Origin of the sequence: Defluviitoga tunisiensis, from assembly GCF_000953715.1 — a bacterium.
GTDB lineage: Bacteria > Thermotogota > Thermotogae > Petrotogales > Petrotogaceae > Defluviitoga > Defluviitoga tunisiensis.
In genome coordinates this window covers 364,991-379,975 of sequence record NZ_LN824141.1, presented here as the reverse complement: position 1 = coordinate 379,975, position 14,985 = coordinate 364,991, and the positions used below count along the sequence as shown (strand labels likewise).

The window sequence follows — 14,985 nt, the reverse complement described above, 5'->3', positions numbered from 1 at the left end:
TTCTATATAATTTAACTTTATTTACTTTGTTTTTAATAATAATCATGGTACAATAATAATGAAAAACGAGGTAGTTTAAAGAAGTTATATAGATTATTTATTCTTATAAGAACGTATGTTTTTTATACGAACTACACTAATAATATTAACATATTGAGAATAGAATTCTATTGGTTGACGGTATCGTGAAGGAGGAGAAGACATGTTTGATAACTTTACGGAAAGGGCCGCAAAAGTGTTTATAGAGGCTCAAAATGAAGCGAAAGAAATGGGACATCCATATGTTGGAACCGAACATATTCTTTTGGGACTTTTAAAGGTTGGAGGAAGACATTTAGATAAAATATTTGATGAATTTAACCTTCATTATAATAGTGTTAAAATGGAGATTACTAATGTTGTGGGTACCAATTCTACACAAGGAATTATTGGTTCTCCACAGCCAACACCAAGAGCTAAAAGAATATTGGAACTTGCGTATGATGAAGCAGAATTGATGGGATTTGATAGAATTGATGCAGAACATTTGTTATTAGGTATATGCAGGGAAGCAGAAGGAATTGCGTCTCATATACTTAAGAGATCAGGTATTAATTTATCTTTGATGAGAAAGGAATTGTCTGAAATAATGATGAAAGGCGAGTTACCTGGAAAAACAGATATTGTTAAAAGCGAAGAATTAGAGGAAAGAAAGCGTCAAAAGCAAAATGCACTTAAGCAATTAGAAGATTTTGGTATTGATTTAACTGCATTAGCAGAAAATCACAAATTAGATCCAATTATAGGTAGAGAAATAGAAATAAATAGAGTAATGGAAATACTAGCTAGAAGGAAGAAGAACAATCCTGTACTAATTGGTGAAGCAGGAGTAGGTAAAAGTGCTATAGTAGAAGGCTTAGCTCAAAAAATTGTGGAAGGAACTGTACCGGAAATCTTAAAAAATAAAACTATCTTTTCTTTAGATATAACGGCCTTAGTAGCTGGCACTAAATACCGCGGGGAATTTGAAAAACGGATGAAAAAATTGATGCAAATACTCGAAAAAACTGAAGATATAATTCTCTTTATTGATGAATTACACATGATAGTTGAAGCAGGTGCAGCAGAGGGATCATCAATGGATGCTGCTAACGTTTTGAAACCTGCATTAGCCAATGGGAAAATAACAATAATTGGTTCAACTACATCTGGAGAGTACAGAAAATTTATAGAAAAGGATCCTGCACTTGAAAGACGATTCCAAAAAATTTATGTTACTGAACCATCAATAGAAGAGACTATTAAAATATTGAAAGGGATAAAGCATAAATATGAGGAACATCATAAGGTAAAATATTCTAACAGTGCGCTTGAAGCAGCAGCTCATCTTTCAGCTCGTTATATAACAGATCGACATTTACCCGACAAAGCAATAGACGTCATAGACGAAGCTGGTGCAAAAGCAAGGTTAGGGGCTTTAACATTACCTCCTAAATTGAGGTTAGAACTTGAAAAAATTGAAGAATTAGAAAAAAAGAGAGAAGTGTACAAAATATCTCGTGAAGAATCAAAAGATAAGAGTGAAAATGAACTAGAGAAAATGAAAGAAAAATACAGAGAAGCTTATGTTAAATGGAGAAATGAAGCAGAAAATAACATAATTGATATAGATGAGGAAAATATTGCCGAGATAATCTCAAATTGGACAGGAGTTCCTCTACAACAATTAGAAGTTGAAGAGATGCAGAGATTATTGAATCTTGAAGATGTTTTACATAAAAGAGTTGTTGGCCAAGATGAAGCAATTAGATCTGTATCTAAAGCGATAAGAAGGGCAAGAAGCGGATTAAAAGATCCAAGAAGACCTATAGGTGTATTCTTGTTTTTAGGACCTACCGGTGTAGGTAAAACAGAATTGGCTAAAGCATTAGCTTCATATCTCTTTGGAGATGAAACGCATTTGGTCAGAATTGATATGAACGAATATATGGAAAAGTTCAGTGTCTCTAGACTTGTTGGTGCACCTCCTGGATATGTTGGATATGAAGAAGGTGGACAGTTAACCGAGATTGTAAGAAGAAGACCATATTCTGTTATATTGTTAGATGAAATAGAAAAGGCTCATCCAGATGTTTACAACATTTTGTTGCAGATTATGGATGAAGGAAGATTAACAGATTCTCAAGGAAGGGCTGTAGATTTTAGAAATACTATTATAATAATGACGTCAAACCTTGGTTCTGAGCAAATTAGCAAGACAAAGAGGTCTATGGGTTTCGTTGAAAATGACAGTTTTGAAAGCGATTATCAAAATATGAAGGAACAAGTAATGTCTGCTGTCAAAAAAACATTTAGGCCCGAATTTATAAATAGATTGGATGATATTATAGTTTTCCATCCGTTGACCAAAAAGCAGCTTAAAGAAATAATATTCATTCAAATTTCTGATTTAAAAAGCAGACTTGAGGAAAAGAATCTTAGCCTTTCAGTTAAGGAAAGTGCGATAGACTTTCTGCTAGAAAAAGGGTATAATCCAATATTTGGCGCTAGACCACTGAAAAGGGCAATTCAAAGGTATATTGAAGATCCATTATCTGAAGAAATACTTAAAAACAAATATGAAGAAGACGATATAATTATCATAACTCATAGGAAGAATGACGATAAGCTAAGTTTTAGAAGATCTCCCAATAAACGTAAAAAAGCGGAAAAGAAAGTGGTTAACACTTGAAAAAATCAGAAAAAGTTTATGTTTGTAATAATTGTGGTTATGAGTCTGATAAATGGTTTGCAAAATGTCCGGTATGTCAAGAATTAGAATCCGCGGTAGAATATACCGCGGATATTGCTTTTGATAAGAATATTAAAGATGCTCCTGAGATAGTTTTTATAGGGCAGGAAATTTCTCCTCCACAAAAAATATCAATCAAACTAAAAGAAATAAATGACGCATTAAATGGAGGTTTAGTTAAAGGAGGCGTGTATTTATTAAGTGGAGAGCCTGGAATAGGAAAAAGTACACTTCTAACACAGTTAGCAGATTCATTAGATATTAAAGAAGGATTCATTTTTTACATTTCAGGAGAAGAATCGGTAAATCAAGTTCTTCAAAGATTTGAAAGACTGAATATAGGTAACAAAAGGATTGCTTTGATGTTTGAAAGTAACATAGAGCTAATTCTCAGTGCTTTGATTAATAGTAAGCACCGTCCTGAAGCTATTTTTATAGATTCTATTCAAACCTTAAAAAGTGATGAAATTGATTCTGCGCCTGGTAGTTTGCTTCAAGTTAGAGAATGTACACGAAAAATAGTTGATTATGCAAAGAAGACAGAAATACCTGTTATATTAGTAGGCCATGTGAATAAGGAAGGGGCTATAGCTGGGCCGAAAGTCTTGGAACATATGGTTGATTGTGTGATTCAAATTGATTTGGAGAGAAGTTCAGGGCTTAGAATACTGAAAGTTTTAAAAAATCGATTTGGTCCTACAGATGAAATAATAATATTAGAGATCACCCAAACTGGTTTAAAACCAATTGAAGATATTACATCTTTTTTTCTTTCAGAGTATTCAAATGAGCCTGGTAATACTTTGACAGTAGCCAAGGTTGGGCAAAGATTTTTGCCCATTGAGATACAGGCTTTGGTAAGTAATCCAGTATATGGTTCTCCTAGAAGGGTTACATCAGGTGTTCCCATAGATAGATTGTTAATGATTACTGCGGTCCTTTCTAAAAAACTTAAATTTCCTTTGGAAAACAAAGATATATTTGTTAATACATCTGGAGGTTTAAAAATTACCGATAGTTCAATGGATTTAGCAATTGCTCTTTCTTTAATCTCTTCTATGCTAGACAAACCTCTTTTATATTCTGTAATTGCTTTAGGAGAAATAGGTTTAGATGGAAGAATTCGAGGGGTTTCGCTTTTAGAAAAGAGAATTGAAATAGCTCAGAAACTCGGTGCAGATGCTGTATTGATTCCAAAAAATAAAAATATTGATAATAATAATTTTAAAGTTGTGGAAAACGTCAAAGATTTGATAAAATTATTTGGGAAGGAGGGAAGTGTCCTTTGAACGAAAAATTGGGAAAAATTTTCAATTTACTTGCACCTGGTAAGCCTATTAGAAAAGGTGTAGATAGAATAATGGAGGCAAATCTGGGTGCACTCTTATTCTTTTCGTCTCATCCTGAAGATAACATCAAAGAAGGACTTATACAACCAGGATTTGAATTAAATTGTGATTTTCTACCTGAGAAAATATATGAATTGTCTAAAATGGATGGAGCTGTTGTATTAAATAGTGACGGAACTAAAATTTTGTATGCGAACGCTCTTCTAAATCCTGATAAAAATATTCCAAGTTCAGAAACAGGAATGAGACATAAAACAGCAGAAAAAATTGCCATACAAACAGGGGATTTAACAGTTGCTATTTCTAAAAGAAGGAATATTATATCTGTATATTATGATAAATTAAAGCATGAGTTATTACCTGAAAATGTTTTGTTTGCACGGTTGAATCAGGAGATTACAATTGCTCAACGATATAGGCAAAGTTTTATGGGATTATTAGAATATTTGAATATAGAAGAAATAAAAGAAAAAGTTAGTCTAAGAGATGTAGTTGAAGTTATCTCAAAAGGAATGCTTACAATATGTATTACTCAAAAAGCTGAAAGATATTTATTAGAGTTGGGTGAAATTGCTGGAAGTGTCAGACTTGAGTATGAAGAGATCTTAAGATCTGTTCCTAAGCTTGTCGGTTCTGTAATTATGGATTATAGTGTTGAGAATTTATCATATCAAAGACCTGAAGAAGCCTTAGAAATCTTTAATGATTTTGGTGTGGATAGTTTAGTTAGACCGTTAGAAGTAGCTAAAGCTCTTGGCTATAATGATATAGAATCGGAAGATGAATTGGAAGAATATGGAGTTTCCTCAAAGGGTTATAGGTTACTTTATTCAACAAATCTTCCATCAATAGTTGTGAGAAATGTGGTAGAAACTTTTAAGACACTTCCCGAGTTAATGAAAGCAAAGTTTGAAGATCTTACAACTATACCTGGTGTAGGAAAGAGAAGGGCAGAAGTAATATTAAATGCCTTAGATAAAAAGAAGAGGAACCAAGAAGAATTAAATTTTTTGGCTAATAGTGAAGAAAAAGCGCCAAAGGTTGGAACTTAAAACAGGTGCATGTGAATTTTTGAATTGAGGTGCTGTAAATGAAAGTTTTAGCAAAAAACAAAAAAGCTTTTCATGATTATGAAATCTTAGAAACCTTTGAATGTGGAATAGAATTGAAAGGAACTGAGGTTAAGTCAGCAAAAGAGGGAAATATAAATCTAAAAGACGCCTTTTGTAAAATTGAAAACGGTGAATTAATTTTGTATAATGTTCATATAAGTCCTTATTCAAGTGCTACCGTATTCAATCATGATCCGGAAAGGCCAAGAAGATTACTAATGCACAAGAAAGAAATTATTCGTTTGAATAGTAAAGTTAAAAAAGAAGGATTAACAATAATTCCTTTAGAGTTTTATGTGAACGATAAAGGTTTGATAAAAGTAAAAATAGCTTTAGCTAGAGGACTGAAAAAATACGATAAAAGAGAAAAAATTGCTGAAAGAGATTTTGAAAGGAGGGTTAAAAAGTTAGAAAAGTATGAAAATATTTGAAGGGGTTAATGAAGCTGTTTCCTTTGAAAAGGTAACCAAAAGATTTGGAAATACAATAGCTGTTAATAATGTTGACTTGAGAATAAATAGAGGTGAGATATTTGGCCTCATTGGACCTAATGGTGCCGGAAAATCTACAATAATGAAGATGATATCTACTCTATTAACCCCAACTTTTGGTGAAGTTAGAGTTTTTGGTCAAGACTTGTACAAAAATAAGCAAACATTAAGAAAATATATTTCCTTAGTTTCAGATTATTCTGTTCTCGAAGAAGATTTAACTCCTTATGAAAATCTTAAACTTTTTGCTACTGTTGCAGATGTGGAAAATGCTGAAGAAAAAATCGATAATTTTTTATTAAGTTTTGATTTAGACAAGCATGAACGTAAACTTACAAAAAATCTATCTTCAGGGAACAAGCAAAAGCTTAATATAGCTAGAGCCTTGTTAAAATCTCCTGAAATACTTTTATTAGATGAACCGACAAATGCTATTGATGTTGAATCTTCTAGATTTATAAGAAGATTCATATTGAATGAAAATATTACTAAGGGGACTACAATCATTATATCTTCTCATTACTTATGGGAAATAGAACAATTAGCTACAAGTGTTGGTATAATTGTTGACGGCAAGATTGTTATTAAAGACAGTATTGACAAGTTGTATGAGAGGTTTGATACTAAAATAAATATATTTGAACTTACTATTAAAAAAGATGATTATCAAAGTGTTTTGGAAAAAGTAAAAAGTCTTCCTAATATCACAGCAATTAAACCTGTTTCTGATGAAAAAATAATTGTGGAGACAAAAGATCCAAACTTTTCTCTTAATGAATTGGAAGTATCTCAAATTAAGTTACGACCAACATTAGAGGATATATATTCTTATATAATTGAAAATTCAAATAATTTAGGGATTGATTAAAAATGTTTGTTAGGTTAGAAGATGTTTCTCACAATTATGGGGATTTTTATTTATTCTACGATGTAAATTTGGTTATAAATCCTAAGGATAAAATAGCTTTAATAGGTAAAAATGGAAGCGGTAAAACAACTTTATTGAATATTATTTATGGAAACCTAGAACCAATTGAAGGGCAAGTAATAAAGAAAAATAATTTAAATATTTCTATCTTGAAACAATATCGTGCTGATAATGATGATTTATCAATTTATAATTTTATAAAAGAAGCTGTTTTAAAGGATTATGCCGAACATATGGTTGATCGCATTACAAGAAGTTTACTTGTTGGAGTGGGTTTTTCAGAAGAACAATGGGATAGAAAAGTTTCTACTTTAAGTGGTGGAGAGATTACTAGATTATCTTTAGCAAGGACTTTATCTGGAAAATCCGACTTGCTGTTATTAGACGAACCAACCAACCATTTAGATTTATATTCAATAGAGTGGTTAATAAACTATCTAAAAAATTATAAGGGTGCTATGGTTATAGTATCTCATGACAGGGCCTTTTTAAGAGAGTTATGTGATAAATATTGGGAGATAAATAATTCAAAAATTTGGGAATTTAAAGGAAAATATGAAGAATATCTTTCGTCTAGAGAAATTTATATTAATTCTCTTAATGCACGTCAAAGAAACTTACAAAAAGAAATTCAGAGACTAGAAAGAATGATTCAGAGATATAGGTCATGGGGAACTGAAAAAATGATGAGACAAGCTATAATAAGAGAAAGAAAATTAGAAGAGTTAAAGAAAGAATACGAAGAAATTGAAAATCTAGAGCAAGAAAAGGAAATTGAAATAAAAATTCCCCAACCTGAAAAAACTGGATATAAGGTAATAGAAGTGGAAAATCTTTCTTTTTCTTACGACAAATTTCACAAATTATTAACTAATATCTCGTTTGAATTATATGAGGGGGAAAAATTAGCAATTTTAGGAAAAAATGGTTGTGGAAAAACAACTCTTTTGAAAATATTACTGGGAGAAATAAGTTTTTATTCTGGGAAAGTAGAATGGGGATATAATATAAAGGTAGGATATTTGGATCAAGTTGTTGAGAAGCTTTCTGATGATTTGGATGTATTGAGTGAAACTTGGGAAATAGTCCAGAATTGGAAAGATTATGAAGTAAGAAAATATCTAGGTCGATTTGGTTTTTATGGTGAGGAAGTTTTTAAGAAAGTTAAAGAACTTTCAGGTGGAGAATTAACTAGACTAGCACTTGCAAAAATTTTACTTGAAAAACCTAACGTTTTGATTTTAGATGAACCTACAAATAATCTGGATGTTTTAACTATTCAATCATTAGAAAAGACTCTTAAAGAATATAAAGGGGCTATAATTTTTGTGTCTCACGATGAATATTTCATTAAAAATATTGCAGATAAATTTTTGTTGATCGATGATGGTGAAAGTATCGAGTCTGAAAATCTTGATGATATTTTAGATAATATTAAAAGTTCTTCTTTCAAATTAGACAAGAAAAAGGTTCAAAATGTTTCTTATAAAGAAAAAAATAGAATTAAAAATAGAATTAAAAGTTTAAACAATCAACTTTTATATGTAAGATCACAAGCTGATACCTTATTTAAAAAATTAGATAAGGTAGAAGTTAATCTTTTTGAATTTGGGGACGATTATAATAAGGTTATAGAATTAATGGAGGAAAAAGTAAAATTAGAAAAAGAGTTATTGGAACTAGAAAATATGGAAAAAGAGATTGTTGAAGAGCTGCTTAAATTAGAAAAAAATAAAAATTTAAGTTAAAATAAATTATTGTTTAATTTATATATACAATTAATTGGAGGACAATGAGATCATGAAAGGGATTTATTCTGACCAAACAAGTTTTTATCTTTTCCCTGAAGAACCAGATTTAGGGGATCTTGTAACTGTTAGACTGAGGATACCAAAGTATTTAGGTAAGAGTGTAGGAAATGTAATTTTTGCTCCCGAAAAAAACGCCAAGCGATATCAGCATAAATCAATGACTTTATATAAAGAAAGTGAATATTATTATTATTTTGAAAGTAATTTTAATATGCCAGATAGGATTTTAAGATATCATTTTGAAATTAATTTATTAGATAAGAACAAGAGTATTATATATGACGCAATGGGGGTTCTTCAAAACAGGTCAATAGTTGATTTTACTTTAATAGCAGGGTTTAAAACCCCAGAATGGGCACACGGTACTGTTTATTACCAAATTTTTGTTGATAGATTTTATAATGCAGATAAAACTAACGATCCTGTAAACAATGAATATCATTATGATGGACAGGTTGTTGTAAAAAAAGATTGGGGAACGCTTCCCCATCCTAAAAATGGACATAGAGAGTTTTATGGAGGAGACTTAAAAGGCGTTTTAGAAAAACTTGATTATTTAGAAAATTTAGGGGTGGAGACAATTTATTTTAATCCTATTTTTGTTTCTCCTAGTCCCCATAAATATGATACTCAAGATTACGAGCACATAGACCCTCATTTTGGGGTTATTGTTGAGGATACTGAAGATTTAACTAAAAAATATAAAGTAAGAACGACTTCTCAAGTTAATCTAAATAAGAGTGACGAGTTATTTCAAAAGTTGGTAGAGGATTGTCATAAAAGAAATATAAAAGTTGTAATAGACGGGGTATTTAATCATTGTGGTTCTTTTCATAAATGGATTGATGAGATGAATCTGTATGGAAATGGAGCTTTGTATAATGAATCTTCGCCATACAGAAGATTTTTTTATTGGAATTCAAAAAACGAATATGAAGGTTGGTGGGGTTACAGAACCCTTCCTAAATTAAATTATGGAAATATTAATTTGTGGAAGTATATTGCAAATATTTCTAAAAAGTGGGTGAGCGAGCCTTTTAGTGTTGATGGGTGGAGGTTAGATGTAGCAGACGATTTAGGAAAATCTTTTGAAACGAATACTTCTTTTTGGAGGTTTTTTTATAAAGTTACAAAAAAAGCAAACCCTGATTCAATAATATTTTCAGAAATATATAAGTCCCCGCTTCCTTGGTTAGAAAGACAATGTTGGGATTCAATAATGAATTATATAACTTGTATGGATCCTATTAGCTATTTTTTAACAGGTATGGAAAAGCATAACGATTACTTAAAACCCGAATTGCTAAAAAATTCTGATTACTTTGTTAATGCTGTTAAATGGGGTCTTTCACAATTACCTATGAATAGTAAGTTTATAGCTTTAAATCAACTTAGCAATCATGATCATTCAAGATGGATGACAAGAACGACTCAAAAAGTTGGCAGATTAGGTCCAAATACCCACGAGGAAGCTATCGAAGGAAGAGATTTAGATGTATTTAAAATGGGACTTGTAATGATGTTTACATTACCTGGTTCACCTGGTTTATATTATGGAGATGAAATAGGTCTTCCAGGATGGACAGATCCAGACAATAGAAGACCTTATCCTTGGGGAAGAGAAACAGAAGAAGGCTTGGAAATATTGCAATTTACGAGAGAATTAATTAAGGTATATAAAAATTCGACTTCATTAAGAAGAGGTTCTTTTGATTTTATCGATTGGCAGAAAGGATACCTAGCTTATGCCTCTTGGAATAAAGAAGAAAGTATTGTTACAATAGTAAATAGAGAAGAAAAAGTAGTTGAGGTTGAGATACCTCTTTGGTTATTGGACAAGAAAAAGGGAGAAATAGAGATCCTCTTCTCAACAAAAGAAGTGGATATTAAAAATAAATATTATAATGAAGGTAGGAAAAATTTAAAAATTCCGGAAAAAACTGCCGTTATTATAAAAGTAAATTAATATTGAATATAAATAATATTAGAAGTACCATTTTAAAGAAAATGGCTCACCACTTATTTTTTCAAATAATTCTTCATATTTATATAATCCAGATGGTTTAATGACATCTTCTATTAGGAATTGAATAAATTCGGTGGGTTTTTCAGTAATATTATCAACGCTTTGTTTCTCACAGAATACTTTTCTTAACATTTCACAAGTTACATCTCCCATAAAATAGTTATGCATATATATGGGATGTGTAGTATAATGAATCCTGTATCCAAAGGGCGGTTCTTCTTCAAGAGGTTTATCACCAAATAAATCTTTATAGACTTTATAATAAATATCATATATATCTTCCAAAGAAGTTATATTGTTTCTATACAATTCATGGTCAAAAAATATATTTCCTATGAATCTTAAATAATTTAATTTTTCATATTCTTTAATTTTGTTAAATTCATTTTCCACACTATCATCAAAAAAGTACTTATAGAATAATTTGTCATATATAAAACTTCCAAACAGATTTGCTATACCTTCAGTAACTATGCCACTTATTCCTTCATTTAGTATTATTTCATTTGGATCTTGTAGAAAAGAATGAATTGCATGTCCGCTTTCATGTAAAAGGGTCTTATATTCTGAATATCGATTTTTTACGTTTGCAAGAACTCTGGAGTCTTTTCCAACTTCTATTCGAAAATTATATCCCCATTCAGATTTGTTTTTTCTAGGAAAAATATCATAGGTTATGTTATATTTATCCATATTAATTCCAAAGTTTAAGAAAAAATCTCTTAAGACAAAATAATAATTGGTCATATCGACTTTTGTGTTCAAAGAAGGGGAGATTATATTTTTCAAATATTCTTCATCCCATGGTTTCAATTCATCAGCATCTATATAGTTTTTAGCGAGTTCCTTTCTTTTGTTGTTTAACTTATTTATATGATTTTTTAACTCGTCTTTCCAACCATTAAATATGTTTGGACTTAACTCATCTTTTTTCAACATATATTCCACAAAGTCCATGGAACCTTCTGCTTTTGCTAATTCTTTTCTTAGATTAATAAGTTCTATAAAACCGTTATCTATTAATACTTTGTTAATTTGATTTCTTGAGAAATAAGCCTTTTTTCTTAGATTTCTATCTTCATTAGTTAATAATTGATCTATTTCAACAGAAGTTACTTCTTTGCCATCTATTGTGAATCTATAAGTATTAAGTATCTGAGAAAGTTCATTCGTTTTTCTTCTGATTTTGAGATTCAGTTCGTTTATTAATTTATTCTTGTGAAAAGGTTCGAAGATATTATATGCTATTTCCATTCTTCGCTTATCAATAGTGTTTAATTCTTTTTCTTTGTGTTTACAAACAATCCTAAAATTTTCCTCATCTTCTAAGAAAGCAGTTATATCTTGATAAGCTTGCTCTATACCTAAATCAAAACCTGTTGTATATTGTGTCCAACCTAATTTACTAGCTTTAATTTCTTTTTTATTTAGTTTTTGAAATAAGTTTACCACTTGTTCGATATCCACAAAAAACACCCCTTTTTTTGAAAAAGATTGATTTATTCTAAATTATAAATTTTTTAGGATTAAATAAATATAAAACGTCTTCTATTTTATTAAACTCAAAATTAGAGCCAATTTCGTAGCTTGTTATACCCTTTGAAGCAAATGATATATATAAAATATTATCTTTTATACTCATTCCGAGTATGGGTAAACCTAGATTAATATCTTTAAAAAGATTGAAATTAGACTTATCAATTATAGTTATTTGCTGACCTATTGATAAGAAGATGTATTGCTCACTATTTAATATAATATCAGGAATATAAAGAAAATTATAATAATCTAACAATTCAAAATTAGAGTTTAATTTATAAATTCCATTATCCGTAATTATTAAAAATTGATTTTTTGAATAATTAACAGCTTTGATTTGTTCTTTTATAGAATATCTTAAATAGACATTTTTTGTTTTTGGGTTATATTCAAGTATCTTATTATCTTGAGCTAAAAAATAGGAGTTATTTACATTTTCGATGTCGTTTATAGGTTCATTAAAAATGACATCTTCATTTAAAAAGGAATAAACATTTTCCTTTCCTATTGCATAAACATCTTTTTCGGTTTCCCTTACATTTAGTATTTCCTCGGGAAATTCTTTTAAGAGGGTATTCTTAGGGTTAAAAAAACTTACAACATTATCTTTAATTATGTAAAAGCCATTTTTACCTTTATAAGTTCTTCCTAAGTATTCTTGCTCGAAAACTTTTTCTTTTTGATAGTTTAAAAATACAAGGTTTAAACCATCGTCAATTAAGATTCCTTCATCTAAAACAATGAAATCGTTTATAAAATTAACTATATTAAATCTTTTTATTAAGTTTCCGGTGCTTAAGTCATATACGTATAAACCATCTTCATTATTACACAGATAAATCATATTATTATAAACTGTAATATTTGCTCTAGAAAAGTTGTTGGATACTATTTCTTTTATCTCTTGAGTAGAAAAATTTATGATATAAATACCTGTATTTGTTGAAAAATAAAGCACATCGTCTATACATGAAATAGAAAAGGCTTTATAGTTTAAGGTACTAAACAATTTTAAATCTACATTCTTTGATTTAATAAGATCAGATATTTTAAATAATAAGATTCCTATAAGATCGTCATTAATTATCAAAAATTCGTTGCTTAAGGTCATCATTCGCGGCGAAACGAACTCATTGTATGAGTTAATTTCTTCTAGGTTGAAACCTTCTTTTATTTTAAATACTTTTAACCCTAGTCCTGGTCCTAAAGCAAATAAGTAATTTTCATAAATCTCAATTTGGGTTATTATACCTGGAAGAATTAGATGATTTTTTAACTTTAAATAAATATCATCGTCTAATTCAAAAATGACCAAACCATTTTGACCATCAGCAACATAAACAGTTTTATCAACCAAAGTAATTGAAAGAGAAGTCCCAAAAGTACTATAAGAATTAACTAATACAGGTTCAAGGGGATTAGAGAAATCATATATCTTAACTCCACTTCTATCTACTAAATAGAGATAATTTCCAATTATTTTTGCATCATTTACGTACTGGCCTGTGTTATGTAAGGATACGATATCTTGTTGAATAATATCGTATATGTAAAAACCTTCATATCCTGCGAGTATTACTCCATATCTTTTTTCTGTAGGTGTTTTTTCTTCAATTTGTTTTGTTTGAAAAGTTTTATAGTAAACAATTGTTAAAAAGAAAATAATAAGAATAATAGTGACATAAAAGAAAAGCAGGGAAATCCGTTTTTTTTCATCTAACATAAAAATAAAGAATTTTCCGTAAATATAAATACGGAAAATTCTGTCCTCCTTTAACTTTTATTATTATAGTATTTAAATTATACCATAATAATGACATTTAATAAATTGGAATAAAGATTCACTGTGTACTCACCAAACTTAAATGTCAGAAAGCATATCCAATGTTGAAAATTCTATAGGGAATTTAATAGGTTTTCCTTCTTTTGAGGATTTATAAATTCCTAAAATTGCTTCGACCGCTTTTTGACCCTCAACTCCATTAATATAAGGTTCTTTGTCATTATTGATCGATTCATAGAAGTCTTTGTATAGTGGGATATGACCGCTTCCGTAAACAGTATCAGGATCTGGTAGATTTTGAAATGGATGCCCATCCTCGTCGGGGAATCTCCAACATTTAATCTTATTTACAGCTATTCCTCCAATAACAACCGTTCCTTTTTCTCCAAAGATAGACAAAGTTTCCTCTAAATTTTTTGGGTAAACATTTGCTGAGCCTTCTATTAAACCAACAGAGCCGTTTGTAAATTTAATTATTGCGCTTCCAAAATCTTCTGCTTCTATATAAGGATGGGTAAAATTTTTTATGACACCGTATATTTCGTCAATTTCGGAATTCATATTCCATATTAACAAATCAATATTGTGCGAGCACTGATTCATTAAGGTGCCCCCATCATCTTTCCAAGTACCTCTCCATTTTGCCTGCTCGTAATATGCTCTGTTTCTATTCCATCTTATTGAAGCTTGAGCATGAAGAATCTTACCAAATGCGTTTTGTTCGATTTTTTTTCTTAATTCTTGTATTGGTGGGTTAAACCTATTTTGAAAACAGACCGCTAGCTTTACATTTTTGTCTTTTGCTGTTTTAATCATTTCTTTAGTGTGTTTTGTTGATAAAGCCATAGGTTTTTCTACTAAAACATGCTTGTTGTTTATTAAAGCCTCCATACTAATTTCATAATGATTTCCGCTTTCTGTAGCTATACTTACAGCGTCTATATCATTTCTTTTCAAAAGTTCTTTGTAATCTATATAAATTTCTGGCCTTTTTAAACCTGCATTTTCAATTTTGTTTGCAAATTCTTCAGCTCTTTCTTCAACTAAATCACATGCTGCAACTGTTTCTATAAAATCCAAATTTTTTATTAAAGCTTCTGAATGTTTTTGCTGAGCAATTCTTCCACAACCTATTATAGCCATTCTTAACATCTCAACACCTACCATAGATAAAAT

General features: G+C 30.0%; 10 protein-coding genes. 7 read left to right on the top strand and 3 right to left on the bottom strand.

Annotation, left to right across the window (positions count from 1 at the left end; translation table 11 throughout):
* Nucleotides 1–202: 202 nt before the first annotated feature.
* The 7 genes from DTL3_RS01760 to DTL3_RS01730 are packed head-to-tail and all read left to right on the top strand — an operon-like array spanning nt 203 to nt 10,427.
* Nucleotides 203–2,710, top strand: a complete 2,508-nt coding sequence (locus DTL3_RS01760; RefSeq protein ID WP_045087266.1) for an ATP-dependent Clp protease ATP-binding subunit — start codon at nt 203–205, stop codon at nt 2,708–2,710.
* A complete protein-coding gene (radA, locus tag DTL3_RS01755; protein ID WP_045087265.1) occupies nt 2,707–4,059 on the top strand; it encodes a DNA repair protein RadA in 1,353 nt (450 codons plus the stop codon). Before DTL3_RS01760 ends, radA begins: the two co-directional genes overlap by 4 nt.
* Nucleotides 4,056–5,171, top strand: a complete 1,116-nt coding sequence (gene disA, locus DTL3_RS01750) for a DNA integrity scanning diadenylate cyclase DisA (protein ID WP_052670254.1) — start codon at nt 4,056–4,058, stop codon at nt 5,169–5,171. Before radA ends, disA begins: the two co-directional genes overlap by 4 nt.
* Before the next feature lie 38 nt (nt 5,172–5,209).
* On the top strand, nt 5,210–5,662 hold the full coding sequence (gene smpB / locus DTL3_RS01745; protein ID WP_045087263.1) for an SsrA-binding protein SmpB: 453 nt from the start codon (nt 5,210–5,212) through the stop codon (nt 5,660–5,662).
* Entirely contained in the window at nt 5,649–6,590 is a 942-nt protein-coding gene (locus tag DTL3_RS01740; RefSeq protein WP_045087262.1) for an ABC transporter ATP-binding protein, read from the top strand. Before smpB ends, DTL3_RS01740 begins: the two co-directional genes overlap by 14 nt.
* A gap of 2 nt (nt 6,591–6,592) precedes the next feature.
* Nucleotides 6,593–8,398, top strand: coding sequence for a ribosomal protection-like ABC-F family protein (gene abc-f, locus DTL3_RS01735; protein WP_045087261.1), 1,806 nt, complete (start codon nt 6,593–6,595; stop codon nt 8,396–8,398).
* 52 nt (nt 8,399–8,450) lie between these two features.
* Nucleotides 8,451–10,427, top strand: coding sequence for a glycoside hydrolase family 13 protein (locus tag DTL3_RS01730; protein WP_045087260.1), 1,977 nt, complete (start codon nt 8,451–8,453; stop codon nt 10,425–10,427).
* A gap of 18 nt (nt 10,428–10,445) precedes the next feature.
* Here the strand turns inward: DTL3_RS01730 and DTL3_RS01725 are convergent, their stop codons facing one another.
* The 3 genes from DTL3_RS01725 to DTL3_RS01715 form a co-directional block, all read right to left on the bottom strand.
* A complete protein-coding gene (locus tag DTL3_RS01725; RefSeq protein WP_052670252.1) occupies nt 10,446–11,954 on the bottom strand; it encodes a gluzincin family metallopeptidase in 1,509 nt (502 codons plus the stop codon).
* Between the two features lie 37 nt (nt 11,955–11,991).
* On the bottom strand, nt 11,992–13,749 hold the full coding sequence (locus DTL3_RS01720) for an LVIVD repeat-containing protein (protein ID WP_045087259.1): 1,758 nt from the start codon (nt 13,747–13,749) through the stop codon (nt 11,992–11,994).
* A 138-nt stretch (nt 13,750–13,887) separates the two neighbouring features.
* Nucleotides 13,888–14,961, bottom strand: coding sequence for a Gfo/Idh/MocA family protein (locus DTL3_RS01715; protein WP_045087258.1), 1,074 nt, complete (start codon nt 14,959–14,961; stop codon nt 13,888–13,890).
* Nucleotides 14,962–14,985 lie beyond the last annotated feature (24 nt).

Bases quoted from the DNA above. Each gene is read 5' to 3' on its own strand.
- DTL3_RS01760 (WP_045087266.1), top strand. From the start codon at position 203: ATGTTTGATAACTTTACGGAAAGGGCCGCAAAAGTGTTTATAGAGGCT.
- smpB (WP_045087263.1), top strand. From the start codon at position 5,210: ATGAAAGTTTTAGCAAAAAACAAAAAAGCTTTTCATGATTATGAAATC.
- DTL3_RS01740 (WP_045087262.1), top strand. From the start codon at position 5,649: ATGAAAATATTTGAAGGGGTTAATGAAGCTGTTTCCTTTGAAAAGGTA.
- abc-f (WP_045087261.1), top strand. From the start codon at position 6,593: ATGTTTGTTAGGTTAGAAGATGTTTCTCACAATTATGGGGATTTTTAT.
- DTL3_RS01730 (WP_045087260.1), top strand. From the start codon at position 8,451: ATGAAAGGGATTTATTCTGACCAAACAAGTTTTTATCTTTTCCCTGAA.
- DTL3_RS01720 (WP_045087259.1), bottom strand. From the start codon at position 13,749: ATGTTAGATGAAAAAAAACGGATTTCCCTGCTTTTCTTTTATGTCACT.
- DTL3_RS01715 (WP_045087258.1), bottom strand. From the start codon at position 14,961: ATGTTAAGAATGGCTATAATAGGTTGTGGAAGAATTGCTCAGCAAAAA.